Here is a 26,929-nt window from a genome sequence, read left to right as displayed (position 1 = left end):
TTCATCCGGCGTATGCGTCGCCATCCCCTGGAGAGGACGGCGCCGCATTCCGGCGGGCCTCACTTGTCCCTCTTGTACGCCGCTTCGATGGCGTCGTTGATGGTGCGCAGCACCTTGACCCGGGCGAAGCGCTTGTCGTTGGCTTCGACCAGGGTCCAGGGCGCGATCTCGGTGCTGGTACGGTCGACCATATCGCCCACCGCGTCCACGTACTGGTCCCACTTGTCGCGGTTGCGCCAGTCTTCCTCGGTGATCTTGTAGCGCTTGTAGGGGGTTTTCTCGCGTTCCTTGAAGCGCTCCATCTGGGTCTGCTTGTCGATCGCCAGCCAGAACTTCACCACGATGATCCCGTACTCGCTGAGCTGCTCCTCGAAGTCATTGATCTCGCCATAGGCGCGTAGCCAGTCGGCCGGTGCGCAGAAGCCCTCGATGCGCTCCACCAGCACGCGGCCGTACCAGGAACGGTCGAAGATGGTGAACTGGCGACGCGCCGGAATGTGCCGCCAGAAGCGCCAGAGATAGGGCTGCGCACGCTCCTCTTCGGTCGGCGCGGCGATCGGCACGATATGGTACTGGCGCGGGTCCAGCGCGTCGGTGACACGGCGGATGGCGCCGCCCTTGCCGGCCGCGTCGTTGCCCTCGAACACCGCGACCAGCGAATGCTGGCGGAAGCGCTTGTCGCGGATCAGCCCGGCCAGGCGGGCCTGCTCGGCGGCGAGCTGCTCCTTGTAGGCGTCCTTGTCCAGGTACTGGCCCAGGTCCAGGGAGTCCAGCAGGCCGCGGTTGTCCAGGCTCGACACCAGCGGCGCGGCGTGCGGCTGGCGCTTGGCGCGCTCCTTGGTGGCCAGCGCGGCCTGCAACCCTTCGAGGAGGATGCGACCGACGGTCAGGGCGCGGTAGCGCTCGTCCACGCCTTCCACCACGTACCAGGGCGCGTAGTCCCGGCTGGTGCGGCGCAGCACGCGCTCGCCGTAATGCACGAAGCGGTCGTAGACCTCGCTCTGCTTCCAGTCCAGCGGACTGAGCTTCCAGCTGTGCTGCGGGTCCTTTTCCAGCGCCTTGAGGCGTTCCTTGAGCTGTTTCTTGGAGAGGTGGAACCAGAACTTGAAGAGCAGCGCGCCTTCGTCGCAGAGCATGCGCTCGAAGCGTTCGGCGGCATCGATGGCCTGATCCAGCTTGGCCTCCTTGATATGCCCCTCGACCCGCGCGTAGAGCATCTGGCTGTACCAGTTGCCGAAGAAGATACCGGTCCGCCCCTTGGGCGGCAGGCGCCGCCAGAAGCGCCACTGCGGCGGCCGCTCCAGTTCCTCGTCGGAGGGACGGAGGAAGCTCTGCACTTCGATCAGGCGCGGGTCCATCCACTCGTTGAGGAGCTTGACCGTCTCCCCCTTGCCGGCGCCCTCGATGCCGTTGATCAGGATGATCACCGGGAAGCGCGCCTGCTGCTTGAGCTCGAACTGCGCCTCGAGCAGCGCTTCGCGCAACTCGATGACGGCCTTCTCGTAGGTGTCCTTGTCGATGCTGTGGCCAACTTCCGCGGATTCGAACATGGAGGTCTCCCTTAACCTGAGTCCTTCAAGGTAGCGGATCGGCGTGCGGCTGTCTGCGCGGCGCCGCGGCATGTTCGCGCAGCGCCTCGCCGCTGGCCGGCAAAGCCCCGTAAAATGCGCCATCCGCTTTTTCAGGTTCTGCCATGTCCGACTTCCAGCATGCCCAGCTCGACTGGGACGAAAACGGCCAGCCGCTATCCCGCGCCTTCGGCGACGTATATTTTTCCCGGCATTCCGGGCTCAACGAGACGCGCCATGTGTTCCTCGCCACCAACCGCCTGGCCGAGCGCTTCGCCGCGCTGGGCGACGGCGAGGTGCTGTGCATTGGCGAGACCGGCTTCGGCACCGGACTGAACTTCCTCTGCGCCTGGCAGCTGTTCGAGCGGGTCGCGCCGGCCGGCGCGCGCCTGGAGTTCGTCAGCGTGGAGAAATTCCCCCTCGCCGCCGCCGACCTGCGCCGCGCCCTGGCGCTATGGCCGGAACTGGCGCCCTGGAGCGAGGCCCTGCTGGGCCAGTACCTTGCCGTGCACCCGGGCTTCCAGCGCCTGGCGTTCGCGGGCGGAAGGGTCGGCCTGACCCTACTGCTGGGCGATGCCCTGGAGTGCCTGCCGCAGCTCGACGCGCGGGTCGACGCCTGGTTCCTCGATGGCTTCGCCCCGGCGAAGAACCCGGACATGTGGTCGCCCGTACTGTTCGCCGAACTGGCGCGACTGTCGGCGCCGCAGGCGACCCTGGGCACCTTCACCAGCGCCGGTTTCGTCCGCCGCGGGCTGGTCGAGGCCGGTTTCGCCATGCAACGGGTACCGGGCTACGGACAGAAGCGCGAGATGCTCAGCGGCACCTACCAGGGGCCGCCGGCGAACGCCGGCAAGCCCTGGTACGCACGCCCCGCGCCCCACGCCGGGCGCCGCGCGGCACTGGTGGTCGGCGGCGGCCTGGCCGGCTGCGCCAGCGCCGCCAGCCTCGCCGCGCGCGGCTGGCAGGTGACCCTGATCGAACGCCATCCCGGCCTCGCCCGGGAAGCCTCGGGCAACCCCCAGGGCGTGCTCTACCTGAAACTCTCGGCCCACGGCACGCCGCTGTCGCGCCTGGTGCTCAGCGGCTTCGGCCATACCCGCCGGCTGCTCGAACGCCTGCGGCGCGGCCACGACTGGGACGCCTGCGGCGTACTGCAACTGGCCTTCGACGCCAAGGAAGCGCAACGCCAGGCGCAACTGGCCGCAGCCTTCCCCGCCGACCTGCTGCACGGCCTGGAGCGCGAGCAGGCCGAGCGCCTCGCCGGCGTCGCCCTGCCCGCCGGCGGCCTGTTCTATCCCGAAGCCGGCTGGGTCCATCCGCCCGCGCTGTGCCAGGCCCTGGCCGCCACCCCCGGGATCACCCTGCTGAGCGGCCGGGCAGTACGCTTGCGCCGCGAGGGCGACGACTGGTGCGCCTACGCCGGCGACGAATGCCTGGCCCGCGCGCCACTCGCGATCCTCGCCACCGCCGCCGACATCCGCGACTTCCCGCCCGCCGCCGAGCTGCCGCTGAAGCGCATTCGCGGGCAGGTCACCCGCCTGCCGGCCACCCCGCAAAGCCGGGCGCTGCGCACCGTGGTCTGCGCCGAGGGCTACGTCGCACCGCCGCGTGGCGACGAACACACCCTCGGCGCCAGCTTCGACTTCAAGAGCGAAGACCTGGCGCCGACCCTCGCCGAACACCAGGGCAACCTCGAACTGCTGCGGGAAATATCCCCCGACCTGTTGCAGCGCCTGGGCGCCGACGACCTGCCGCTGGAGCGCCTGGAAGGCCGCGCGGCATTCCGCTGCACCAGCCCCGACTACCTGCCCCTGGTAGGCCCGCTGGCCGAGCGCGCGGCCTTCGACGAGGCCTACGCGGTGCTCGCCCGCGACGCCCGCCAGGTGCCGGAGCGTGCCTGCCCCTGGCTGCCAGGCCTGTACCTGAACAGCGGCCACGGCTCGCGCGGGCTGATCAGTGCGCCGCTGTCCGGCGAACTGCTGGCGGCGTGGATCTGCGGCGAGCCGCTGCCGCTGCCGCGCGCGGTGGCCGAGGCCTGCCACCCGAACCGCTTCCTGCTGCGCGACCTGGTGCGCGGGCAGCGCGGCTGAAGCCCCGGGCGCACCGATTTGCGCTACCCTTCGGGCCTGCCGCACGCGCAGGCCATACCGGACCACCGGCTGGCTCACCCGCGGAAATAGTTGATCGACGATGGATGTACTGCTCTTCGAATCCCTGGGCATCGGCGCCGTTCTCGGCCTGCTGCTCGGCCTCACCGGCGCCGGCGGCTCGCTGGTCGCCCTGCCCCTGCTGCTCAGCCTGCACCTGCCGCTGCGCGACGCCATCGGCGTGAGCCTCGGCGCGGTCGCCCTGTCGGCGCTGATTGGCGCCATTCCGCGCGCGCGCCAGGGCCAGGTGGCCTGGCGGCCGGTGCTGGTCCTGGCGCTGGCCGGCCTGCCGAGCAACGCCGTCGGCCAATGGCTCGGCCGCTTCGTCCCGGAAGGCGTGCTGATCGTCGCCTTCTGCCTGCTGGTGCTCTGGTCAGCCTGGCGCATGTGGCGCGGCGCCGGGATGAAACGCGAGGCCAGCGACCAGGCACGGAGCCTGCCGCTGCTCGGCATCGGCCTGGCGGTCGGCTTGCTGTCGGGATTGATGGGCGTGGGCGGCGGCTTCCTGGTGGTGCCGGGGCTACTCTGGTTCACCCCGCTGTCGATGATGGCCGCCACCGCCACCTCGATGGCGGTGATCGCGCTGGTCTCCGGCGGCGGCTTCCTGATCTACCTGACCGGCGCCCACCCGCCGCTGCCGCTGCTCGGCGGCCTCGCCGCCGGCGGCGCGGTCGGCGTGCTCGGCGGCAACCTGCTGGCGCAGCGCCTCGGCGGCCCGACCCTGCAACGCCTGTTCGCGCTGATGCTGGTGGCGGTGAGCTTCTCCCTGGCGGCGCAGAAGCTCTACGGCGGGTAGCTTTCCTCGGCGGCCGGGGCACCGGGGAAGCGGCGTTATGCGCCCTGCTCGACGGTCATGCCATGTCGTCTGGCGGATATCGCTGGGTCGGCGGATAACGCCGACGGCGTTATCCGCCCTACGCGGAGGTCACGCCATGGCGTACAACGCGCTTGTCCACCAGGCATCGGCAGGTTCGCCAGGTAAAGACCGCCGACGCGACTGTCTTTCGTAGCGAACCTGGCGCCCTCACTCTTCTTCGACGTCCTCTTCCGGCAAGCCGAACAGGTCGGCCGCGCGCAGCAGCGCGGCCAGCAGGCCGTGGCGCTCCCACTCGGGCAACGCGGCGAAGCGCTCGATCACGTACTCCGGCAATAGCGGCGGCGCCTCCGCCAGGGCTTCGTGGCCGGCCGGGTCGAGGTGCAGCCAGGACTTGCGCCGGTCCTGTTCGTCGCGCCGACGATAGAGCAGGCCGCGTCCTTCGAGGCGATCGAGCACGCCGGAGAGCGATGCCTGGGACAGGCTGACCAGCTTGGCCAGTTGCGTCGCGGTCAGTTCTCCCTCCACCGCCAGGACATGCAGGATCAGCAATTGCAGCGGGGTCAGGCCACCGTATCGGCTGAGACGCTTGGAGTGGATTTCGGCGGCCTGCTGGAGACGGCGGATGGCGCGGAAAATAGCGAGCGAATAGGTATCGGCAGCGGTCTTATTACTTTCAACCATAATAAATTCTTCGTTAAGGGTCCTGATAGGCCCGGAAAATTCGTATAGAACTCCTTCCAACTGTAACGGTCCTCTGTTAGGTAAGTCATGTACCCGGAAGGGGTACGCAACCCACTTCCCCAACGGAGAACCGGTAAGGAATATGTGCGGCATATCAGGAGAGTTTCGTTTCGACAACCAGGCAGCCGACCTCGCAGCGGTCGAACGCATCACCCACCACCTGGCCCCTCGTGGCCCCGACGCCTGGGGCTTCCACGCCCAGGGTCCGATCGCCCTCGGACATCGACGGCTGAAGATCATGGACCTGGCGGAAGCTTCCGGCCAACCGATGATCGATCCCGATCTCGGCCTGGCCATGGTGTTCAATGGCGCCATCTACAACTACCCCGAACTGCGTGGCGAACTGGAAAGCCTTGGCTATCGGTTCTTCTCCGGCGGCGACACCGAAGTTCTCTTGAAGGGGTACCATGCCTGGGGCGCCGATTTATTGCCCCGGCTCAATGGGATGTTCGCCTTCGCCGTCTGGGAGCGCGATCGCCAGCGGCTGTTCCTGGCCCGTGACCGACTCGGCATCAAGCCGCTCTACTACAGCCTCGACCGCTCGCGCCTACGCTTCGCCTCGAGCCTGCCGGCCCTGCTCAAGGGCGGCGACATCGCCAGCGACCTCGATCCGCAGGCGCTGAATTTCTACCTCAACTTCCACGCCGTGGTTCCCGCCCCGCACACCTTGCTGGAGGGCGTGAAGAAGCTGCCGCCGGCGACCTGGATGAGCGTCGACCTCGACGGCAGCTGCGAGCAGCGCACCTGGTGGACGCTGGACTACGGCCCACGCCCGGACGAGCGCGAGCTGACGCTCGACGACTGGCAGGAGCGCGTCCTCGACGGCCTCCGCGAAGCGGTGGCGATCCGCCAGCGCGCCGCCCGCGAGGTCGGCGTGCTGCTCTCCGGCGGGGTCGATTCGAGCCTGCTGGTGGGCCTGCTGCACGAAGCCGGGGTGGACAACCTGCTGACCTTCTCCATCGGCTTCGAGGATGCCGGCGGCGAGCGCGGCGACGAGTTCCAGTATTCCGACCTGATCGCCGAGCGCTATCACACCCGCCACCATCGCCTGCGCATCGGCGAGCACGAAGTGATCGAGCAGTTGCCGGCGGCCTTCCGCGCCATGAGCGAGCCGATGGTCAGCCACGACTGCATCGCCTTCTACCTGCTCGCGCGGGAAGTCTCGAAGCACTGCAAGGTGGTGCAGAGCGGCCAGGGCGCCGACGAGCTGTTCGCCGGCTACCACTGGTATCCGAAGGTGGATGGCGCCGACGACGCCTTCGCCGCGTACCGCGCGGCGTTCTTCGACCGCGACCACGAGGAATACCTGGCCACCGTCGGCGAGCGCTTCCGCGTCGAGGACGTCGCCGGGCGCTTCGTCCGCGACCACTTCGCCAGCCCCGGCGCCGAGGCCGCGGTGGACAAGGCGCTGCGCCTGGATAGCACGATCATGCTGGTCGACGACCCGGTCAAGCGGGTCGACAACATGACCATGGCCTGGGGCCTGGAAGCCCGCGTGCCGTTCCTCGACTACCGCCTGGCCGAGCTGTCGGCGCGCATTCCCGCCCGCTTCAAGCTCGGCGACGGCGGCAAGCAGGTGCTCAAGGGTGCCGCGCGCAAGGTGATTCCCAGCGAAGTCATCGACCGGCCCAAGGGCTACTTCCCGGTGCCCGGCCTCAAGCACTTGCAGGGCCGCACCCGCGAATGGGTACGCGAACTGCTGCTCGACCCGAGCCAGGACCGCGGCCTGTTCCAGCCGGCGATATTCGATCGCCTGCTGAGCGATCCGGACGGCGACCTCACACCGCTGCGCGGCTCCAAGCTGTGGCAGCTGGCCGCCCTCAACCTCTGGCTCAGCGAACAGGGACTTTGAAAATGGGCCCCCAACGCAGGGGCCCGAACCAGGAGCGATCATGAAAGGCCACTTGCATCTGCCTCACCCGCACAACCAGCGCCTGCAACGTATCCAGGCGCCCACCTACGAACGCCTCCAGGCGCGTCTCGCCGAAGATCACAGCGAGCCCACCGAGAAACCGCTGAGCATCCACTGCGGCTGGGGCCGCCTGCTGATCGGGCAGACCTACCCGGACGCCGAGGAACTGGCCCGCGACCTGTTGCAGGAAGCCCCCGGCGAACGCGACATCGCGCTCTACGTGGCGGCGCCGCAGCAGGTCCTGGCCCACGCCCCGCAGCAGCTCTTCCTCGATCCCTCGGATACCTTGCGCCTGTGGTTCACCGACTACCGCCCGGCACGCCGTCCGCCACGCGGTTTCCGCATCCGCCGGGTGCATACCGAGGAGGACTGGGCGGCGATCAACCGCCTGTACCTGGCGCGCGGCATGCTTCCGGTGCAGACCGAGCGCCTCAGCCCGCGCCACCAGGGCGGGCCGATCTACTGGCTGGCCGAGGACGCCGACACTGGCGTCGCGGTAGGCACGGTGATGGGCCTCAACCACGCCAAGGCGTTCCAGGATCCGGAGGGCGGCTCCAGCCTCTGGTGCCTGGCGGTGGACCCGCAATGCAGCCGGCCGGGCGTCGGCGAGGCGCTGGTACGGCACCTGGTCGAGCACTTCATGAGCCGCGAACTGGCTTACCTCGACCTCTCGGTGCTGCACAACAACCAGCAGGCCAAGGCGCTCTACCGCAAGCTCGGCTTCCGCGAACTGGCGACCTTCACCATCAAGCGCAAGAACGGCATCAACCAGTCGCTGTTCCTCGGCCCCGGCCCGGAGGAAGACCTCAACCCCTACGCCCGGATCATCGTCAACGAAGCCCACCGGCGCGGCATCGAGGTGCGCGTCGACGACGCCGAGGGCGGCCTGTTCACCCTGACCCAGGGCGGCCGGCAGATCCGCTGCCGTGAATCGCTCTCCGACCTGACCACGGCGGTAAGCATGACCCTCTGCCAGGACAAGGTCCTCACCCACCGCGCCCTGCAGCACGCCGGCCTGCGCCAGCCACAGCAGCGCCTGGCCGGCAGCGCGGAAGAAAACGCCGCGTTCCTCGCCGAGCACGGTTCGCTGGTGGTCAAGCCGGTGGACGGCGAGCAGGGCCAGGGCGTGGCGGTGGACCTGCGCACCGCGGAAGAGGTCGAGGAGGCCATCGAGGCCGCCCGCCATTTCGATTCGCGCGTGCTGCTGGAGAGCTACCACGCCGGCCACGACCTGCGCGTGCTGGTGATTGGCTACGAGGTGGTGGCCGCCGCCATCCGTCGTCCCGCCGCGGTGATCGGCGACGGCCGGCACAGCATCCGCGAGCTGATCGAGGCGCAGAGCCGCCGGCGCCAGGCCGCCACCGGCGGGGAAAGCCGCATCCCGCTCGACCACGAGACCGAGCGCACCCTGCGGGCCGCCGGCTATGGCTACGACGACGTGTTGCCCAGCGGCGAACACCTGGCCGTGCGGCGCACCGCCAACCTGCACACCGGCGGCATCCTCGAGGACGTCACCGACGCCCTCCATCCGGCCCTCCGCGAGGCCGCGATCCAGGCCGCGCGGGCCCTGGAAATACCGGTGGTGGGCCTGGACTTCCTGGTCGAGGCCGCCGACCAGCCCGACTACGTGATCATCGAAGCCAACGAGCGCGCCGGCCTGGCCAACCACGAGCCGCAGCCGACCGCCGAACGCTTCGTCGATCTTCTCTTCCCCCTCAGCCGCGAGGTGCCTTCATGACCCCTCTGCCACAACCGGACCTCAACTACCTGCAACGGGTGCTGCTGGAGATGCTCGCCATCCCCAGCCCCACCGGCTTCACCGATACCATCGTGCGCTATGTCGCCGAGCAGCTCGACGAACTTGGCGTGCCCTTCGAGATGACTCGCCGGGGAACCATCCGGGCGACCCTCCAGGGCCGCCTGAATACCCCGGACCGTGCGGTTTCCGCGCACCTCGACACGATCGGCGCGCTGGTCCGCGAGATCAAGCCCAACGGCCGCCTCGGCCTGGCCCCGGTAGGCTGCTGGTCGAGCCGCTTCGCCGAGGGTAGCCGGGTCACGGTGTTCACCGAACAGGGCGTGTTCCGTGGCAGCGTGCTGCCGCTGCTGGCTTCGGGCCACGCCTTCAATACCGAGGTGGACAACCTGAAGATCAGTTGGGACAACATCGAGCTGCGTCTCGACGCCTATACCGCCAGTCGCGCCGACAGCGAGAGCCTGGGCATCTCGGTGGGTGACTACGTGGCCTTCGATCCGCTGCCGGAGTTCACCGAGAGCGGCCATATCAGCGCCCGCCACCTGGACGACAAGGCCGGGGTCGCGGCGCTGCTGGCGGCGCTGAAGGCGGTCAAGGAAAGCGGCCAGGAGCCGCCGATCGACTGCCACCCGCTGTTCACCATCACCGAGGAAGTCGGCTCCGGCGCCGCCGGCGCCCTGCCCTGGGACGTCAGCGAGTTCGTCGGCATCGACATCGCCCCGGTGGCCGAAGGCCAGAATTCCAACGAGCACAGCGTCAGCGTGGCCATGCAGGACTCCGGCGGGCCCTACGACTTCCATCTGTCGCGGCACCTGCTGCGGCTCGGCGAGCGCCACGACATCGCCCTGCGCCGCGACCTGTTCCGCTACTACCACAGCGACGCGCAGTCGGCGATCGCCGCCGGCCACGACACCCGCGCCGCGCTGCTGGCGTTCGGCTGCGACGCCACCCACGGCTACGAGCGCACGCACATCGACAGCCTCGCCGCGCTGAGCCGGCTGCTCACCGCCTACATCCTCAGCCCGCCGGTCTTCGCCAGCGACGCCAAGCCCCGGGAAACCTCGCTGGAACGCTTCAACAAGCAGCTCGAGCATCCGGTGCACATGGAAAGCTGCACCCACGTCCCGCCGGTGGACGAAGTGCTCGACAGCAGCAACAACAGCGACAAGGACTGAACCCGCGCCGGCCTCCCCGCCCCCGGGGAGGCCGCCCTCCTCTCCAGCCAACTGCTAGGCTGATGGCAGGTTCCCTCGCCTGTCTCGTTTCCTCCGTAGCATCATGCGTGCCGACTCGTGTCCATGGAGTAGTTGCATGTCCCGACTCTGCCTGGTCCTGCTGTTGCTCTGCTGCGCGCTGCCGGCCCGGGCGCAGCCGCCCGCGCCGCTGGACGGAGAGGACCTGCGCCTGTCCCTGGGCGCATACGCCGAGTACTACCGCGACGCCGGCGGCAAGGCGCGCCTGGGCGACATCCTCGCCTTGCCGGCGCAGGCCTTCGCCGCCCTGCGCGGCGACCACGCGAACTTCGGCAAGAACGCCGCGGCCTGGTGGTTCAGGGTGCGCCTGGACAACCGCAACGGCACCGACCTGGCCGGTTTCCTGGAGATCAACTACCCGCTGCTGGACGACCTCAAGGTCTACCTGCTGACCGCCGATGGGCGCATCGAACAGCAGGAGAGCGGCGACCTGTTCGCCTTCTCCCAGCGCCCGGTGCAAGTGCGCAACTTCTGGTTCCCGCTGCGACTGCCGCCCGGCGAGAGCACCCTGCTGCTGCGCGTGCAGAGCACCAGCACCGTCTACGTGCCGCTGTACTTCAGCACCTACGCGGCCAGCGCGGCCAGCCAGGAAACCCTGATGGGCTTCAACGGGGCCTTCTACGGGGTGCTGTTCGGGTTGTTCTGCTACAACCTGTTCCTCTTCGTCTCGCTACGCGAGGCCACCTATGCCTGGTACCTGCTGTACAACCTCAGCCTCGGCCTGTTTTCCGCCAGCTTCGACGGCCTGCTGTTCAAGTTGCTGCCCGGACACGTGGCGCTGGAGTCGGCCGGCATCTACCTGCTGATGTACCTGAGCTGCCTGGTGTCGATCCAGTTCAGCCGCGGCTACCTCTACACCCGCCGCGACTTCCCGCGCCTCGACCGCTTCCTCCGCGGCCTGCTGCTGGCCTGCGTGGTCCTGTTGGCCAGCGAGCCGCTGGTGGGGCTGCGCGCCTGGAACGTCCTCGCCAGCCTGACGGTGATGCTGGTGTCCCTCAGCCTGCTGCTGGCCGGCGTCCACGTCTGGCGCCAGGGCCTGCGCTACGGCCTCTACTACATCCTGGCCTGGGGCGCGCTGCTGCTGTCGTTCCTGGTCACCACCGCCGCCTCGCTGGGCTTCGAACTGTTCGGCCTGTTCGGCAGCAGCGTGGTCAAGATCGGCATGACCGTGGAACTGGTGACCCTGTCCATCGGCCTCGCCGACCGCATCAATGCGCTCAAGGAGGAAGGCTTCCGCTCGCGCCAGGCGGCCGAGCAGGCGCGGGTAGAGAACGAGGCGAAGAGCCGCTTCCTGGCGAAGATGAGCCATGAGATTCGCACCCCGCTGAACGGCGTGCTGGGCATGCTGCAACTGCTCCGCGACACCCCGCTGGACCGCGGCCAGGCGGCCTACGTGGAGACCATCGCCAGCTCCGGCAGCGCGCTGATGTCGGTGATCAACGATATCCTCGACTACGCTCGCATCGAGTCCGGCAAGCTGCACCTGGAGCGCATCGACTTCGACCTGGAGGAACTGCTCTCCGACACCCTGGCGCTGTTCAGCGCCCAGGCCGTGGAAAAACGCCTGCGCCTGCATCTCGGCCTGGACAGGGGCGTGCCGCGCCGCCTCAACGGCGACCCGACGCGGTTGCGCCAGGTACTGATGAACCTGCTCAGCAATGCCCTCAAGTTCACCGCCGAAGGCCATGTCGCCGTGCGCGTGCAGCGGCGCTTCGACGAGGGCGGACACGAGCGCCTGCTGTACAGCGTCAGCGACAGCGGCATCGGGATATCCGCCCAGGCGCAGAAGACCCTGTTCGAATCCTTCTCCCAGGCCGACTCCAGCACCACCCGCCGCTACGGCGGCAGCGGCCTGGGCCTGGCGATCAGCCGGGAGCTGGTGCAGATGATGGGCGGGCGCATCGAGGTGAGCAGCGAGCCGGGCAAGGGCACCCGGTTCAGCGTCGACCTGCCGCTCAGCCCCGCCCTCGACGCCGGCGAAGCGGATGAACTGGCGCAACTGCTGCAACACCGCCCGGCCCTGCTGGCCAGCGAGGACAACCTGACCCTGGACTGCCTGCAGGCATTGCTGGAGCGTTGGGGGCTGCGGGTCGAACGCTGCCTGCAGCCGAGACGGCTGAACGCCTACCTGGAGGACTTCAGCGCACCGCCCCTGCTGGTCCTGGCGGCGCCCTGGCCGGGGCCGCCGTCGATCTGGCTGGACACCCTCTATGCGCAACTGGAGCAAGGCCAGCGCATCCTCCTGCTATGCCCGCCGCAGCACTGCCAGGACCTGCCGCCGCACGAAGGCCTGCGCCTGCTGGCCCTGGCCCAGCCGGTGGCGGTGAAGGCCCTGCGCGAAGCCCTGCTGGAACTGTACCGGGAGCGGCGCCGACAGCCAGGGCGGAGCAGCGAGGCGGCCCCGGACGAACGCCTGGACGCCCCATGCATCCTGGTCGCCGAGGACAACCCGGTGAACCAGCTGGTGGTGCGCGGCTTCCTCGCCAAGCGCGGCTACGCGGTGCGCCTGGCCGGCAACGGACGGCTCGCGCTGGACGAGTACCTGCGCGACCCGAACGGCATCCAGTTGATCCTGATGGATGGCGAGATGCCGGAAATGGACGGCTTCGAGGCGACCCGCCTGATCCGCCGGGAGGAGCGTGCCCAGGGCTGGCCGCGCGTCCCGATCGTCGCCCTGACCGCGCACATCCTCGACGAACACCGCCGGGCCGGAATCGAGGCCGGCATGGACGCCTACCTCGGCAAGCCGGTGGACCGGGCGGAACTCTATGCCACCCTCGAACGCCTGCTCGGCCAGCCTTCGCGACAGGCATGACAGTACGCGATGCGTCGCGCTAGCATTCGCCGCCATACCGGAGTACCGCCATGCTGATCCCCCACGACCTGCTCGAAGCCGACACCCTGAACAACCTGCTGGAAGACTTCGTCACCCGCGAAGGCACCGACAATGGCGACGAGACCCCGCTGGACGTGCGTGTAGAACGCGCCCGGCATGCCTTGCGGCGGGGCGAGGCGGTGATCCTGTTCGACCCGGAGAGCCAGCAGTGCCAGTTGATGTTGCGCAGCGAGGTGCCTGCGGAGCTGTTGCGCGACTGAGTCTCGGCATCGCCCCGCCTGGCGGGGGCGGGTTCGCCGCCCTACACACCCCGAAAAAGCCGGACTGGGCCCCCGCTCCGTAGGGCGAATAACCGCTCGCGGTTATCCGCCGCTCATCCGCCGCCCCCTCACTCCTTCGCCCCACCCTCCTCCGTCTCCAACGCCGCCCTGGCGATGTTCCGGCTATGCGCGCCGAAATGCCCGATCAGCTCGATCAGTTGCGCGTTCAGCCCCGCATTGTCGTGGGCCTCGGGGCGTGGCTGGTTGCTCTCGCTGAAGTCCTGCGCGGCGGAGGCCGGGCGGGCGGCCAGCCATTCGCCGATGGCGGCGTCGAAGGCCGCGGCGTGGGCGTTCGACTCGGCGGCCACCACCTCGCGCAAGTAGGTCGGCGAATAGGCCGGATAGGCACCGTCGCGGCGGGTGTCGGCGTAGGCGTCGAGCATCGGCTGCGGGCGGCCGTCGCGGAGCAGTTGGCGCAGCCAGTCGAACTGGTATTTCTCCACCGCGGTATGGCGGTTCGCGACACGCTCGATGGCCGCCTGCTTTTCCTCCGGGTAGCCGAGCAATGCCTTGCCCTCCATTTGTAGCATCGCCGCCAGGCTGGCACCGGGCAGCGGCGTGGAGTGGTAGGGCTGGGTGATGTCCTGGATGTAGTGCATGCCCCAGCCAAGGAACCGGTAGCCCCAGTAGGGATGACCGTTGGCGAAGGCGAAGCGGGACAGGCCGAAGTACTGGTAGGCACGCCATTCCGGCCAGGCCCGGGCGAGGAACGGCGCGCCGCTGTAGATCACCGCCGCCTCGTGATAGAAGCCCATGTGGAACGGCGCCTGGGAGCTGAACTCGAAGCGCGGGTCGCCGAATGGCTGGGTGCCGAAGCCGTAGCGCTGGCCGGCTTCGCCGGGGTTGTCGCTGAACAGGTTGATGTCGTGGCCGTAGTCCGGTTCGTCGGCGGCGGTGGCCAGCACTGCCAGAGGCGCGACTCGCTCGCCGGGCTCCAGGCGGATGAAACGCCAGGCGGTCCACGGCGAGAGGTTCTGGAACACCAGCACCTCCTGTGGCTTGAGGTGCGGACGCTGCGGCTGGTCCTGCCCGGGAAGCGGCTGGAGCGCCAGCGCCAGGCGGATCTCCGGGTTGACCCGCAGCGCCGCGAGGAACGCCTGACGCAAGTCGCCGGCCTCGCCCTCGGCAGCGAAGCGCAGGGCGTCCGGACGCGCCGGGTAGTTGCCGATATGCGCGCGGGCGTAGGCTTCCTGCTCGTCCAGCAGGGCGGCCAGTCCGCCGCGCTCGGCGGCGAGGAACGCCTCCAGCGACTCCACCTCGACTTCCGGCGCCTCGCGGATGGCCGCCAGCTCGCGCAATGCCAGGTAGCTGCCCACCGTATGGTTGGACCAGGCCCACAGGCTCGGCGAGACGACCCACGCCCCCAGCAGCAGGCAACGCAACAGCAACTTCATCGGCTTTTCGCTCTTGTCTCGACTCGGTGCCGGCAAGCCTACCAATGCGGGACACCCAGGGCACTGTCCTGCCTGGACATCGGAACTCTCCGATAGCGCCATCGGACCAATGTCTATCCACGCCGGGCCGGCCCCATGACCGCCATCAATGGCGCCCAGGCGCCAGGCGGCTAGACTTTCCCGACATCAGGCACGCTGATACAAGGCACCCATCTGATGCTCCAGTCCGTTTCGCCCAAGCACGACCTGCCCCTCAAACCCGAAGGCCAAGCGGCCAAGCCAGAACGCACCGGCACCTGGGCGCCGTTCTCGATCCAGGCCTTCCGCATCATCTGGATCTGCAACCTGTTCGCCAACCTCGGCACCTGGGCCCAGTCGGTGGCCGCCGCCTGGGTGGTCACCGACGCCCACGCCAGCCCGCTGATGGTGGCGATGATCCAGGTCGCCGCGGCGCTGCCGCTGGTGCTGCTGTCGATCCTCTCCGGGGTCATCGCCGACAACCACGACCGGCGCAAGATCATGCTCTGGGGGCTCAGCTTCGAGATGACCGGAGCGATGTTCGCCACCCTGCTGGCCTTCCTCGGCTACCTCGACCCGGTGCTGCTGATCATCTCCATCCTCTGGATCTCCCTCGGCGGCTCGGTGACCATCCCGGCCTGGCAGGCGGCGGTCAACGAGCAGGTGCCGGCGCGCATGGTCAGCGACGCGGTGCTGCTCAACAGCGTCAACTACAACGTCGCCCGCGCCGCCGGCCCGGCCCTCGGCGGCCTGCTGCTGAGCGCGGTGGGACCGGCCTGGGTGTTCCTGTTCAACAGCTTCTGCTACATGGCCCTGATCTGGGCGATCTGGCAGTGGCGGCGCGACGTGCCCAAGCGCAGCCTGCCGCCGGAAGGCATCCTCGAAGGCGTCACCGCGGCGCTGCGCTTCACCCAGTACTCAACCGTCACCCGCCTGGTGATGATGCGCTCCTTCGCCTTCGGCCTCTCCGCCAGCGCGGTCTGGGCCCTGCTGCCGCTGCTGGCGCACCGCAACCCGGACGGCGACGCGGCGATCTACGGCTACATGCTCGGCGCCCTCGGCCTCGGCGCGATCCTCGGCAGCACCCAGGTCTCGCGCCTGCGCCAGCGGATCGGCAGCAGCCGGCTGATCAGCCTGGCCGGCTTCACCCTGGCGCTGATCCTGCTGACCCTCGGCCTGGTGGACAACCTCTGGGTCCTGTTCCCGGTGCTGATCCTCGGTGGCGGCTGCTGGATCGGCGCCCTCGCCACCTACAACTCGGCGGTGCAGATCCTCGTCCCCGACTGGATCAAGGCGCGCGCCCTGGCGCTGTACCAGACCGCGCTGTACGGTGGCCTGGCGCTGGGTTCGTTCCTCTGGGGCCATCTCGCCGAGACCATGACCGTGCACGGCGCGCTGCTGGCCGCCGGCTGCCTGCTGCTGGCCTCGGTGATCCTCCTGTACAACTCGCGCCTGCCGGAAATGGACGCCGCCAGTATTTCCCGCGCGCCGGCGAGCATGCCCGGGCAGCCGAGCTTCGTCTTCAACACGCGGCGGGGCATGGTGCTGGTCTCCATCGAATACCGGATTCCCGCCGAGCGCACCCGCGACTTCGTTCGCGCCGCCCAGCCGCTGCGCCGCCTGCGCCTGCGCAACGGCGCGGAGCGCTGGTCGCTGTTCCGCGACGTGAGCAACCCGGAGGTCTGGCAGGAACTGTTCCTGGTGGACAACTGGATCCAGCACCTGCGCATGCTCGACCGCATGACCCTGGCCGACAAGATCGTCATCGACAACGTCACCGCCCTGCATGCCGGCGACGGTCCGCCGCAGATCCGCCATTGCGTGAGCTACGAGGCGAGCAGCTACGATACGCCGCTGGTGAAGAGCGCCACGCCGCCGGCCAACGACGAGGCGGGCGCGACGGCGGGGAGCTGAGAACGGGGCCAGGCAGTCCCCCGGGGCGGACAGCGCCAGCGGCGTTATCCGCCATCCAACGCCGGCGCGGCGGATAACAGCAAACGGTTATCCGCCCTCCGAAGCGGTCGGCGGCGCGCGATCACTCCGCCGTCGGCTTCTTGCGCTTGAGCGGCGCCATGCCGTCGGCGCTGACCACCGCCGACGGCCCGGCCTTCGGCCGCGCGGCGGGCTTGCGCTTGGCCGCGGGCTTGGCGGCGGCGCCCTTCCTGTCCTGCTTTTTCTTCTTGCTGCCGGCGGCCTTGCCCGACGCCTTGAGTTTCTTCGGCCCCTGGTAGGCGGCCTTCAGTTCCTTGATGTTGCGTCGTTCGAAGTTCTGCTTGAGGTAGCGTTCGACGCTCGACATCAGGTTCCAGTCGCCATGGCAGATCAGCGAGATCGCCAGGCCCTCGGCGCCGGCGCGACCGGTCCGGCCGATGCGGTGCACGTACTCGTCGCCGCTGCGCGGCATGTCGAAGTTGATCACCAGGTCCAGGCCTTCGACGTCCAGGCCGCGTGCGGCGACGTCGGTGGCGACGAGGATCTTCACCGCGCCCTGCTTCAGGCGTTCGATGGCCAGCTTGCGGTCCTTCTGGTCCTTCTCGCCATGCAGGACGAAGACCTTGTGCTGGTTGGCGATCAGCCGCCCGGTCAGGCGATCGGCGGAGACCCGGGTATTGGTGAAGACGATGGCCTTGGTGTAGGTCTCGTTGCTCAGCAGCCATTGCAGCAACTGTTCCTTGTGCGCCACGTCGTCGGCGGTGATGACCTGCTGGCGGACGTTCTCGTTCAGCTCGCCGACCTGGTTCAGGCGCAGCACTTGCGGCTCGCGCAGCACCTCGGCGATCACCTTGTTCAACCCGGCGCCGCTGTGGGTGGCGGAGAACAGCAGGGTCTGGCGCTCGGCCGGGCAGGCATTGGCCAGGGCCAGCACGTCGTCGGCGAAGCCCATGTCGAGCATGCGGTCGGCCTCGTCCAGCACCAGCACCTCGATGTCCTGCAACGGCAGGTTGCCGGCGTTGCGCTGCTCGAGCAGGCGGCCGGGGGTGCCGATGATGATCTCCGGGTTCTTGCGCAGGCGCGCGCCCTGCACCTTGAAGTCCTCGCCGCCAGTGATCAGGCAGGCCTTGATGAAGGTGAACTGGGCGAAGCGCTCGACTTCCTTGAGGGTCTGCTGGGCCAGCTCGCGGGTCGGCAGGAGGATCAGCGCGCGCGCCAGGGAGCGCGGCTTGTCCTCGGCCAGCAGGCGGTGCAGCAGCGGCAGCAGGAAGGCCGCGGTCTTGCCGCTGCCGGTCTGCGCCGTGACCCGCAGGTCGTGCCCCTCCAGCGCCTTGGGAATGGCCGCGGCCTGGACCGGCGTCGGCTCGCTGAAGGACAGGCTTTCCAGTGCCTTCAGCAGGCGTTCGTGGAGGGGAAATTGGCTGAACAAGGGAGACCTCGGCATTGCACGTGAAAATGGACAGGTGCATAGCCTAACGGTTGCCGCGCCGGCGCGCAGGCTTTATTCGCGCGGCGCGACGGCCAGCGCCGGCGTCGCAATCGGCTCGACGCCGGGTCGCCGCCAGGCAAGCACGGCGCGGGCGGCGATCGCAGACTCGTTCGACGCCCGCCGCCCAGAGGAACCAGGTCATGCCCGACGCGCCCGCATCCGCCGCCGAACGCCTCGAACGGCTGCCGCTGAGTCCGTATCACCGACTGGTCTTCGTGATCATCGCGCTGGCGTTCTTCTTCGACTCGATGGACCTGGCGATGATGACCTTCCTGCTCGGCTCGATCAAAGCCGAGTTCGGGCTCGACTCGGCGCAGGCCGGGCTGCTGGCCAGCTCGAGCTTCTTCGGCATGGTGATCGGCGCGGCCCTGTCGGGCATGCTCGCCGACCGCTTCGGGCGCAAGCCGGTATTCCAGGCCAGCATCGTGCTCTGGGGCCTGGCCAGCTACCTGTGCTCCACCGCCGGCGACCTCGACAGCCTGACCTTCTACCGGGTATTGCTGGGGATCGGCATGGGGATGGAGTTTCCCATCGCCCAGTCGCTGCTGTCGGAGATGATCCCGGCCAGCCGCCGCGGCAAGTACATTGCGCTGATGGACGGCTTCTGGCCGCTGGGCTTCGTCGCTGCCGGCTGCCTGTCCTACTTCCTGCTGCCGCTGACCGGCTGGCGCAGCATTTTCCTGGTGCTGGCGCTGCCGGCGGTGTTCGTCCTCGCCATCCGCTTCCTGATTCCCGAGTCGCCGCGCTGGCTGGAGCAGGCCGGCCGGCGCGAACAGGCGGACCGGGTATTGCGCGACATAGAAGCACGGGTGATGCGTTCGCTGGGCCTGACCGAACTGCCGCCGCCGCTGCGCCAGCCGCAGCGGGAACGCAGCCGTCCGGGCTTCTTCAGCGCCTTCGCCGAGCTCTGGTCGCCAGCCTACCGGCGCCGCACCCTGACCGTCTGGGGCCTGTGGTTCTTCGCCCTGCTCGGTTTCTACGGCCTGACCTCCTGGCTCAGCGCGCTGCTCCAGCAATCCGGCTTCGCCGTCACCCAGTCGGTGTACTACACGGTGCTGATTTCGCTGGCCGGGATACCCGGCTTCCTCTGCGCGGCCTGGCTGGTGGAAAGCTGGGGCCGCAAGCCGAGCTGCGTGCTGATGCTCCTCGGCGGCGGCGCGATGGCCTACGCCTACGGCCAGACCGCGGTGTTCGGCGGCAGCCTGGCACTGCTGATCGGCTTCGGCCTGGCCATGCAGTTCTTCCTGTTCGGCATGTGGGCGGTGCTCTACACCTATACCCCGGAACTCTATCCGACCTCCGCGCGCGCCACCGGCTCGGGCTTCGCCTCGGCGGTCGGGCGGATCGGCTCGCTGCTCGGCCCGCTGGTCACCGGGCTGGTCCTGCCGCTCACCGGCCAGGGCGGGGTGTTCACCCTCGGCGCCCTCTGTTTCGGCGTCGCCGCCCTGGTGGTCTGGGCCTTCGGCATCGAGACCCGCGGGCGCACCCTGGAGGAGCTTGCCGGCTGAGCCCGCGCGTCGGCGGAAAACCTTTGTAGACACGTCGGGGATGCGATCCGGCGCCCGATGGGGCACTCTTGGTTCCTTTGTGCGTTCCCGGCCCCCGCGTCGGGATGTCCGTTCAACCGCGGGGCCGGCCCGTCCCCCCCGCCCGCAACAAAGGAAGTCGCCTGTCCATGGACTCCACATCCCTTCTCGACCAGCTCTCCGGGTACTGGTCGGCGCTCGACCAACACCCTATCCTGCACGCCGGCCTGGCCTTCGGCCTGCTGCTGGTGGGCGCCCTGATCCTCGGCCGGGTGGCCCGCTACATCGTCCTCTACGCCGCCAACCTGCTCGCCCGCCAGCCCGCGCTGCACTGGCTCGGCGACCTGATCCGCAACAAGGTGTTCCAGCGCCTGGCGCAGACCACGCCCTCGCTGCTGGTGCAATTCGGCCTGCCATGGATCCCGGAGATGCCGGACAAGGCCGCGCACTTCCTCGGCAACCTGGCACTGGCCTTCACCGTGCTGTTCCTGATCCTCGCCCTCACAGCGCTGCTGAATGCCCTGCTGGACATCTACGCGCGTACCGAGCACGCCCGCACCCGCTCGATCAAGGGCTACGTGCAACTGGCGAAGATCGCCGTGTTCGTGTTCGGCGCGATCATCATCGTCTCGATCATCATCGACCGCTCGCCGCTCCTGCTGCTGTCCGGCCTCGGCGCGATGTCGGCGGTCCTCCTGCTGGTCTACAAGGACACCCTGATGTCCTTCGTCGCCAGCGTGCAGCTCACCAGCAACGACATGCTGCGAGTCGGCGACTGGATCGAGATGCCGCAGGTCGGCGCCGACGGCGACGTGGTGGACATCACCCTGTACACCGTGAAGGTGCAGAACTTCGACAAGACCATCGTCTCGGTGCCGACCTGGCGCCTGATGTCGGAGTCGTTCAAGAACTGGCGCGGCATGCAGCAGTCCGGCGGACGGCGGATCAAGCGGGCGATCTACGTCGACTCCAGCCAGGTGCGTTTCCTCGACGAGAAGGAAGAGCGGCGCCTGAGCCAGGTGCGCCTGCTCACCGAATACATGGCCCGCAAGCAGACCGAGTTGCAGGAGTGGAATGCCGCCAACGGCGGGGTCGCCCCGCTGGCCGCCAACCGCCGCCGGCTGACCAACATCGGTACGTTCCGCGCCTACGCCCTCGCCTACCTGCAGAACCATCCGGACATCCATCCGCACATGACCTGCATGGTCCGCCAGTTGCAGCCGACCGCCCAGGGCATCCCGCTGGAGATATACTGCTTCACCCGCACCACCGCCTGGGTCGACTACGAGCGCATCCAGGGCGACGTGTTCGACTACCTGCTGGCGGTGATGCCGGAGTTCGGCCTCGGCGCCTACCAGCAGCCCAGCGGCCAGGACCTGCGCCAGGGGCTGCAGGGCATGCTCGAAGGGCGTGACGCCGAGGCCCGTTCGTTCGAGGCGTTGGCCGCACCGAGCCGCAGCGACGAAGCCACTGTCTGAAGCGAGGGGAGCGCCGTCCATGAAACCGCACCTGATCTACTACGTCGCCACCAGCCTGGACGGCTTCATCGCCCGTCCCGACGGTAGCGTCGACTGGCTCGACCGTTTCGCCGAGGGCGGCAACGACCATGGCTACAACGGCTTCTACCAGGGCATCGACGGGCTGCTGATGGGCCGCGGCACCTACGATATCGTGCGCGGCTTCGGCGACTGGCCGTATCCGGGCAAGCCCTGCCAGGTGCTCACCCGCAATCCCCGGGAGAGCGCGGTGGAAGGCGTCGAGTTGCGCCATGGCACGCCCCAGGAAGGCCTCGCACGCCTCGGCGAACAGGGCTGCCGGCGGGTCTGGCTGGCCGGCGGCGGCAGCCTCGCCGGTAGTTGCCTGGCGGCCGGGCTGCTCGACGAGGTGATCGTCAGCGTCATTCCGCAGCTGCTCGGCGCCGGCATCCCGCTGTTCGCCGGCGGCCGCGAGCGGCGCCTGCAACTGCTGGAACAACATGGCTACAACAGCGGCATCGTACAGATGCGCTACCAGGTGATCGCCGAGGACGACCCGCAATGACCGACAACCTGCTGAGCATTTCCGCCGCCTGCCTGTTCGACGACCAGGGCAACCTGTTGCTGGTGCGCAAGCGCGGCACCCAGGCCTTCATGCTCCCGGGCGGCAAGCGCGAGCCGGGCGAAACGCCCCTCGCCGCGCTACAGCGCGAACTGCTGGAGGAACTGCGCCTGCCGATGGGCGCCTCGACCTTCGAGCACCTCGGCAGCTTCCAGGCGCCGGCGGCCAACGAGGCGAACACCCGCGTCGATGCCGATATCTACGTCGCCCGCTTGCCCCACGCCGTCTGTGCGCAGGCGGAGCTGGAGGAACTGGCCTGGCTGGTCCCCGGCCAAGCGCAGCCGGACAATCTCGCGCCGCTGCTGCGCGATCATGTCCTGCCGGCCCTGGCGCGGCGCGCGGCGGAAAACCCGGAAACCCAGGCCGAACACCGGACGCGCCCCGATCATGTGCGCTGAGCGCTAGCGCTACCGTCAACGAAAAAGGCCACCTCGGGGTGGCCTTTTCGCGTTCTCGCACCGATCGCGCGGAATATCGGCGGTTAACGCCTCTCCCCCGTGCGCAGCCTGCGGCAGAGCCTCAGAACGAAGTCCGGCGGTAGGCACGGTAGCGCGGGAACCAGAAGTTCGCCTCGATGGCGTCGTTCAGTACCTCGTCGCTGGTATGCAGGGCCTTGCCCTCGGCCTGGGCCTGCTTGGCCACGGCGACGGCGATGCGCTTGCTGACCTCGCGGATGTCGCCCAGCGCCGGCAACACGGCGCCCTCGCCCTGGGTAACGATCGGCGAGCAGTTGGCCAGGGCGTTGGCCGCGGCCATCAGCATGCCTTCGGTGACCCGGTTGGCCCGCGCGGCGATCACCCCCAGGCCGATGCCGGGGAAGATATAGGCGTTGTTGCACTGGGCGATGGGAATCCGCTTGTCGCCCACCTGCACCGGTTGGAACGGGCTACCGGTGGCGACCAGCGCCTGGCCGTCGGTCCAGTTGAGGATTTCCTGCGGAGTCGCCTCGACCCGCGAGGTCGGGTTGGACAGCGGCATCACCAGCGGCTGCTTGCAATGGCTGTGCAGCTCACGGATGACCTCTTCGGAAAACAGCCCGCGCTGCCCGGAGACGCCGATCAGCACCGTCGGCCGGGCATTGCGGATCACTTCCAGCAACGCCAGGTCGTCGCCCTGCTGGCCGCCCCAGGCACCGAGATCGGCGCGCTTCTGCGCCAGGCGGTGCTGGAAGTCGAGCAGGTTGCTCATGTCGTCGGTGAGCAGGCCCCAGCGGTCGACCATGAAGATGCGCCGACGCGCCTGGGCCTCGTCCAGGCCCTCCAGTTGCATGGCGGCGATGATCTGTTCGGCGATGCCGCAACCGGCGGAGCCGGCGCCGACGAAGGTCACGGTCTGCTCGCTGAGCTTCTCGCCCTTGGCCTTGCAAGCCGCCAGCAGGGTGCCCACGGCCACCGCGGCGGTGCCCTGGATGTCGTCGTTGAAGCAGCACAGCTCGTCCTTGTAGCGCTCCAGCAACGGCATGGCATTGGTCTGGGCGAAGTCCTCGAATTGCAGCAGGACGTTGGGCCAGCGGCGCTTGATCGCCTGGATGAACAGGTCGACGAACTCCTCGTACTGCGCCCCGCTCACCCGCTCGTGGCGCCAGCCCATGTACATCGGGTCGTTGAGCAGGTCCGGGTTGTTGGTGCCGACGTCCAGCACCACCGGCAGGGTGTAGGCCGGGCTGATACCGCCGCAGGCGGTGTACAGGGACAGCTTGCCGATCGGGATGCCCATCCCGCCGATGCCCTGGTCGCCCAGGCCGAGGATCCGCTCGCTGTCGGTGACCACCACGATCTTCACGTTGTTCTTGGTGGCGCTGCGCAGGATGTCGTCGATCCGCTCGCGGTCCGGGTAGGAGATGAACAGGCCGCGGTGGGTCCGGTAGATCTTCGAGAACTCCTGGCAGGCCTGGCCGACCGTGGGGGTGTAGATGATCGGCATCATTTCTTCCAGGTGCTCCTCGAGCAGGCGGAAGAACAGGGTCTCGTTATTGTCCTGGATCGAGCGCAGGAAGATGTGGCGGTCCAGATCGGTGTTGCACAGGTTGTACTGGCTGTAGGCGCGCTCGGTCTGCTCCTCGATGGTCTCGATGTTGTGCGGCAGCAGGCCCTGCAGGTTGAAATCGATGCGTTCCTGGGTACTGAACGCGCTGCCTTTGTTCAGCAGCGGCATCTCCAGCAGCGATGGGCCGGCATGGGGAACGTACAAGGGACGCTTGGCTGTTTCGGTCATATCTGGACTCGCTTCTACGGGCTTCACTCGGGTACGGGGACCACGAACATACCCCCGGCGCAGAGGCTTTCCAAGGCCACGGCGAACAACAGGTCATTGCCGGACCCGCAAGTATCGCCACTTGCACGGCGAAACCGGCGCGTCACATCCGGAACCGATCATTCGACGAATGGTCAGAAGGCTGGCGTCAAAATAGGTCACAATAGCCGCCGCTTTCGTAGGGGAATACGCTGGGAACGCCGATGAGTCCCCGATTTTCCTTCGTTAAGCCCGTTATCGCCGGGACAACCTGAATGCATCCAGGCCCGGAAGCAGTTGGCCGTTTCGTTTGACGGCCTGGTCGGAAGAGTCAGGAGGGCTCGTTCCGGTCACCCAGAAGACACTCCGATGAACAGAGAGTAACCACGAACCAGCGGAAGCCTGGACCGTTATTCACGCACGCGAAGACATGCCGAAATGCGTTCACCCTTTTTGACATGCCTGTCTGTAGGCTTCGCGGCCCTTCTGGCCGCCCTCTCGACGCCCAGCCTGGCTTCCAACCAGGTCACCCACACCTTCAAGCCGTCGAAGAATTCCACCCTGTCGCCCAGCCGGGTCGTCAGCACCCGCCAGTCCGCCAACCGCTCGGTGGTCGCGGCCGCCGCTTCCGAAGTCACCGACCGCGCCTTCAGCATGATCGGCACCCCCTACCGCTGGGGCGGCACCACGCCGAAGAAAGGCTTCGATTGCAGCGGCCTGGTCAACTATGTGTTCCAGGACGTCGACGACGTCGACCTGCCGCGGACCGCCCGCGCCATCTACAACATGGACAACAACAAGGTCTCCCGCGGCAAGCTGCAACCGGGCGACCTGGTGTTCTTCCGGATCCGCAGCCGCAGCGTCGACCACGTCGGCATCTACGTCGGCAACGACCGCTTCGTGCACGCGCCGCGGCGCGGCAAGAAGGTCCGTGTCTCCGACCTCAACAGCAGCTACTGGAAACGCCACTACCTGGCCGGCAAGCGCATCCTGCCGACCACCCTCGCCCAGGTCGAAAGCACCCGCAAGCGCTGATTCCGGCGCCTGCGGCTCGCTCAGATGCCCCGCCGCGCCTGTTTCCTCAGCAGGCGCGCGCTGTCCCAGCCGGTCAACAGCACCGCCAGCCAGATCGGCGCGTAGGTCCATAGCTGCTCGGGACGGAACGCCTCGCCGAGGAACAGTACCGCCACCAGGAACAGCAGCACCGGTTCGACGTAGCTGAGAATCCCGAACAGCCCCATCGGCAGCAGCCGGCTGGAAGCCATCATCGCGCCGAAGGCCAGCGCGCTGATCAGCCCCAGCATCGGCAGCAGCAGCCACAGGCGCGGCGCCTCGCGGAAGGCCTGGCTCTCGTCGCCCAGCCAGTACAGCGCGGCCAACGCCAGCGGCAGCAGGAAGAGCATCTCGAAGACGAACCCGGACAGCGCGTCCACGCCCATCCTGCGCCGCAGCATGAAGTACGGGGGATAGCCCAGCGCGGTGACCAGGGAGACCCAGGAGAACGCGCGGGTCAGCCAGAACTCGTGGAGCACCCCGGCCAGCGCGCAGGCCACGGCGATAGCCTGCAGCGGCGTCAGGCGCTCGCCGTAGAACACCCGCCCCACCAGCACCATCGCCAGCGGCAGGAGGAAGTAGCCCAGCGACAGTTCAAGGGTCTTCCCGGCCAACGGCGCCCAGATGAAGATGCCCCATTGCAGCAGCATCATCGCCGCGGTCAGCGGGAAGCAGGCCAGCAGCCAGGGCTCGGCGAACAGCCGGCGCCAGGCGGCGCGCAGGGTCGGCCACTGGCGGGTGGCGACGACCAGCAGGAATACCATCGGGATCGACCAGACCACCCGATGCGCCACCACCTGCAGGCTGTCCAGCGGCTCCAGCAGGTGGACGTAGCCCGGCAGGGTAACGAACAGCACCGAGGCGGCCAGCGACAGCAGCACGCCCTGTCCGGAAATCCTCATGCACGCACCTCGCGCCGGCCGAGCCGGTTGACCCACAGCGAAGCGACGATCACCGCGCCGCCCAGGGCCAGGCGCGGCAGGTCGGCGTGCTGGTTCCAGATCAGCAGGTTGAGCAGCAACCCGACCGGCACGTGCAGGTTGTTCATCACCGCCAGGGTACCGGCGTCCACCTCGGTGGCGCCCTTGTTCCACCAGAACTGGCCGAGGGCGGTGGCCAGCAGCCCCATCCATACCAGTACGCCCCATTGCAGCTCGCCGGCCGGCAGGCGCTGCGGATCGCCGAACAGCAGCCAGGCAGGCAACGCCACCAGCAGCGCGCCAACGAAGAAATAACCGAAGCGCTGGCGCTGCGGCAGCTCGGACGGGTACTTGCGCACCAGGCGCTTGTACAGCACCTGGCCGGCGGCGAAGGTGGCGTTGGCCAGTTGCAGCAGCAGGAAGCCCTGGAGGAATTCGCCGGTGATCCCGTCGTAGCGGATGATCGCCGCGCCCAGCACCGCCACCAGCGCGGCGGCCAGGGCCCAGAAGTTGAAGCGGCGGTTGAGCAGGTCGTCGAACAGGGCCACGTGGACCGGCGTCAGCACGGTGAACAGCAGCACCTCGGGCACCGTCAGCACGTTGAAGCTCAGGTACAGGCAGACGTAGGTGATGCCGAACTGCAGCGCGCCGACCAGCATCACCCCGCCGACGAAACGCGGTTCGACGCCGCGCCAGCGGGTCAGCGGGAGAAACACCAGGCCAGCGAGAAGGACCCGGGTAAGCACGGCGAAGTAGCTGTCGACCTGGCCGGCGAGGTACTCGCCGATCAGGTTGAAGGAGAACGCCCAGAGGACGGTGACGAACAGTAGATAACGCATGGACCAGGCACCAGGATGGGGCGCCGACCATAACGTTTTTGCCGCCGCCAAGGAAGGCCGCGCGGGCCCGCGGCCACCC

Annotated in this window: 20 protein-coding genes; 13 read left to right on the top strand and 7 right to left on the bottom strand. The window is 68.4% G+C overall.

Annotated elements, in window-relative coordinates:
- Positions 1-59 precede the first annotated feature (59 nt).
- Positions 60-1,550, bottom strand: coding sequence for a polyphosphate:AMP phosphotransferase (pap, locus tag HMPREF2716_RS27390; RefSeq protein WP_003122193.1), 1,491 nt, complete (start codon positions 1,548-1,550; stop codon positions 60-62).
- Positions 1,551-1,693: 143 nt separating this feature from the next.
- Here pap and mnmC point away from each other — a divergent pair, with 143 nt between their 5' ends.
- Both mnmC and HMPREF2716_RS27380 read left to right on the top strand, forming a co-directional pair.
- A complete protein-coding gene (gene mnmC, locus HMPREF2716_RS27385) occupies positions 1,694-3,658 on the top strand; it encodes a bifunctional tRNA (5-methylaminomethyl-2-thiouridine)(34)-methyltransferase MnmC2/FAD-dependent 5-carboxymethylaminomethyl-2-thiouridine(34) oxidoreductase MnmC1 (protein WP_003114497.1) in 1,965 nt (654 codons plus the stop codon).
- A gap of 100 nt (positions 3,659-3,758) precedes the next feature.
- Complete coding sequence (locus HMPREF2716_RS27380; RefSeq protein WP_003117537.1) at positions 3,759-4,511, top strand: sulfite exporter TauE/SafE family protein; 753 nt, start codon at positions 3,759-3,761, stop codon at positions 4,509-4,511.
- Positions 4,512-4,739: 228 nt separating this feature from the next.
- On the opposite strand, the gene HMPREF2716_RS27375 is transcribed toward HMPREF2716_RS27380, so the two are convergent.
- On the bottom strand, positions 4,740-5,213 hold the full coding sequence (locus HMPREF2716_RS27375) for a MarR family winged helix-turn-helix transcriptional regulator (RefSeq protein WP_003091943.1): 474 nt from the start codon (positions 5,211-5,213) through the stop codon (positions 4,740-4,742).
- Between the two features lie 142 nt (positions 5,214-5,355).
- Here HMPREF2716_RS27375 and HMPREF2716_RS27370 point away from each other — a divergent pair, with 142 nt between their 5' ends.
- The 5 genes from HMPREF2716_RS27370 to HMPREF2716_RS27350 all read left to right on the top strand — a co-directional run bounded on the left by HMPREF2716_RS27370 (position 5,356) and on the right by HMPREF2716_RS27350 (position 13,290).
- A complete protein-coding gene (locus HMPREF2716_RS27370) occupies positions 5,356-7,125 on the top strand; it encodes an N-acetylglutaminylglutamine amidotransferase (RefSeq protein WP_003106635.1) in 1,770 nt (589 codons plus the stop codon).
- A gap of 40 nt (positions 7,126-7,165) precedes the next feature.
- The gene (gene ngg / locus HMPREF2716_RS27365; protein ID WP_023091115.1) at positions 7,166-8,923 is read left to right on the top strand and encodes an N-acetylglutaminylglutamine synthetase; all 1,758 of its coding nucleotides are present in this window, start codon (positions 7,166-7,168) and stop codon (positions 8,921-8,923) included.
- The gene (locus HMPREF2716_RS27360) at positions 8,920-10,116 is read left to right on the top strand and encodes an osmoprotectant NAGGN system M42 family peptidase (protein WP_003091951.1); all 1,197 of its coding nucleotides are present in this window, start codon (positions 8,920-8,922) and stop codon (positions 10,114-10,116) included. Before ngg ends, HMPREF2716_RS27360 begins: the two co-directional genes overlap by 4 nt.
- 136 nt (positions 10,117-10,252) lie before the next feature.
- Positions 10,253-13,009, top strand: a complete 2,757-nt coding sequence (locus HMPREF2716_RS27355; RefSeq protein ID WP_003106637.1) for a hybrid sensor histidine kinase/response regulator — start codon at positions 10,253-10,255, stop codon at positions 13,007-13,009.
- Positions 13,010-13,059: 50 nt separating this feature from the next.
- Positions 13,060-13,290, top strand: a complete 231-nt coding sequence (locus tag HMPREF2716_RS27350; protein WP_003091959.1) for a YheU family protein — start codon at positions 13,060-13,062, stop codon at positions 13,288-13,290.
- A gap of 128 nt (positions 13,291-13,418) precedes the next feature.
- Here HMPREF2716_RS27350 and HMPREF2716_RS27345 read toward each other — a convergent pair whose 3' ends face one another.
- Entirely contained in the window at positions 13,419-14,744 is a 1,326-nt protein-coding gene (locus HMPREF2716_RS27345) for a phospholipase C/P1 nuclease family protein (RefSeq protein WP_003453529.1), read from the bottom strand.
- Between the two features lie 216 nt (positions 14,745-14,960).
- On the opposite strand from HMPREF2716_RS27345, the gene HMPREF2716_RS27340 reads away from it, so the two are divergent.
- Complete coding sequence (locus HMPREF2716_RS27340) at positions 14,961-16,676, top strand: MFS transporter (protein WP_003103747.1); 1,716 nt, start codon at positions 14,961-14,963, stop codon at positions 16,674-16,676.
- Positions 16,677-16,797: 121 nt separating this feature from the next.
- Here HMPREF2716_RS27340 and HMPREF2716_RS27335 read toward each other — a convergent pair whose 3' ends face one another.
- The gene (locus tag HMPREF2716_RS27335; protein ID WP_003122185.1) at positions 16,798-18,138 is read right to left on the bottom strand and encodes a DEAD/DEAH box helicase; all 1,341 of its coding nucleotides are present in this window, start codon (positions 18,136-18,138) and stop codon (positions 16,798-16,800) included.
- 185 nt (positions 18,139-18,323) lie between these two features.
- Here HMPREF2716_RS27335 and HMPREF2716_RS27330 point away from each other — a divergent pair, with 185 nt between their 5' ends.
- The 4 genes from HMPREF2716_RS27330 (at position 18,324) to HMPREF2716_RS27315 (ending at position 22,204) form a co-directional block, all read left to right on the top strand.
- The gene (locus tag HMPREF2716_RS27330; RefSeq protein ID WP_003113893.1) at positions 18,324-19,691 is read left to right on the top strand and encodes an MFS transporter; all 1,368 of its coding nucleotides are present in this window, start codon (positions 18,324-18,326) and stop codon (positions 19,689-19,691) included.
- A gap of 167 nt (positions 19,692-19,858) precedes the next feature.
- The gene (locus HMPREF2716_RS27325; protein ID WP_003103754.1) at positions 19,859-21,187 is read left to right on the top strand and encodes a mechanosensitive ion channel family protein; all 1,329 of its coding nucleotides are present in this window, start codon (positions 19,859-19,861) and stop codon (positions 21,185-21,187) included.
- A 19-nt stretch (positions 21,188-21,206) separates the two neighbouring features.
- Entirely contained in the window at positions 21,207-21,749 is a 543-nt protein-coding gene (locus tag HMPREF2716_RS27320; RefSeq protein ID WP_003119560.1) for a dihydrofolate reductase family protein, read from the top strand.
- Positions 21,746-22,204, top strand: coding sequence for an NUDIX hydrolase (locus HMPREF2716_RS27315; RefSeq protein ID WP_003113894.1), 459 nt, complete (start codon positions 21,746-21,748; stop codon positions 22,202-22,204). Before HMPREF2716_RS27320 ends, HMPREF2716_RS27315 begins: the two co-directional genes overlap by 4 nt.
- Before the next feature lie 121 nt (positions 22,205-22,325).
- Here HMPREF2716_RS27315 and HMPREF2716_RS27310 read toward each other — a convergent pair whose 3' ends face one another.
- Entirely contained in the window at positions 22,326-24,020 is a 1,695-nt protein-coding gene (locus HMPREF2716_RS27310) for an NAD-dependent malic enzyme (RefSeq protein WP_003103761.1), read from the bottom strand.
- Positions 24,021-24,476: 456 nt separating this feature from the next.
- On the opposite strand from HMPREF2716_RS27310, the gene HMPREF2716_RS27305 reads away from it, so the two are divergent.
- Positions 24,477-25,073 (top strand): C40 family peptidase, encoded by a 597-nt coding sequence (locus HMPREF2716_RS27305; protein ID WP_003103763.1) that lies wholly within the window; start codon positions 24,477-24,479, stop codon positions 25,071-25,073.
- Positions 25,074-25,093: 20 nt separating this feature from the next.
- On the opposite strand, the gene rarD is transcribed toward HMPREF2716_RS27305, so the two are convergent.
- Together rarD and HMPREF2716_RS27295 are read right to left on the bottom strand one after the other, a co-directional pair.
- Positions 25,094-25,993, bottom strand: coding sequence for an EamA family transporter RarD (rarD, locus tag HMPREF2716_RS27300; RefSeq protein WP_003091995.1), 900 nt, complete (start codon positions 25,991-25,993; stop codon positions 25,094-25,096).
- Positions 25,990-26,850, bottom strand: a complete 861-nt coding sequence (locus HMPREF2716_RS27295) for a carboxylate/amino acid/amine transporter (protein ID WP_003092000.1) — start codon at positions 26,848-26,850, stop codon at positions 25,990-25,992. Before HMPREF2716_RS27295 ends, rarD begins: the two co-directional genes overlap by 4 nt.
- Positions 26,851-26,929 lie beyond the last annotated feature (79 nt).

Source organism: Pseudomonas sp. HMSC076A11 (assembly GCF_001810205.1).
Taxonomy (GTDB): domain Bacteria; phylum Pseudomonadota; class Gammaproteobacteria; order Pseudomonadales; family Pseudomonadaceae; genus Pseudomonas; species Pseudomonas aeruginosa.
Note: the sequence above shows the minus strand (reverse complement) of the source record. Positions and strands in the feature narration are given on the sequence as shown.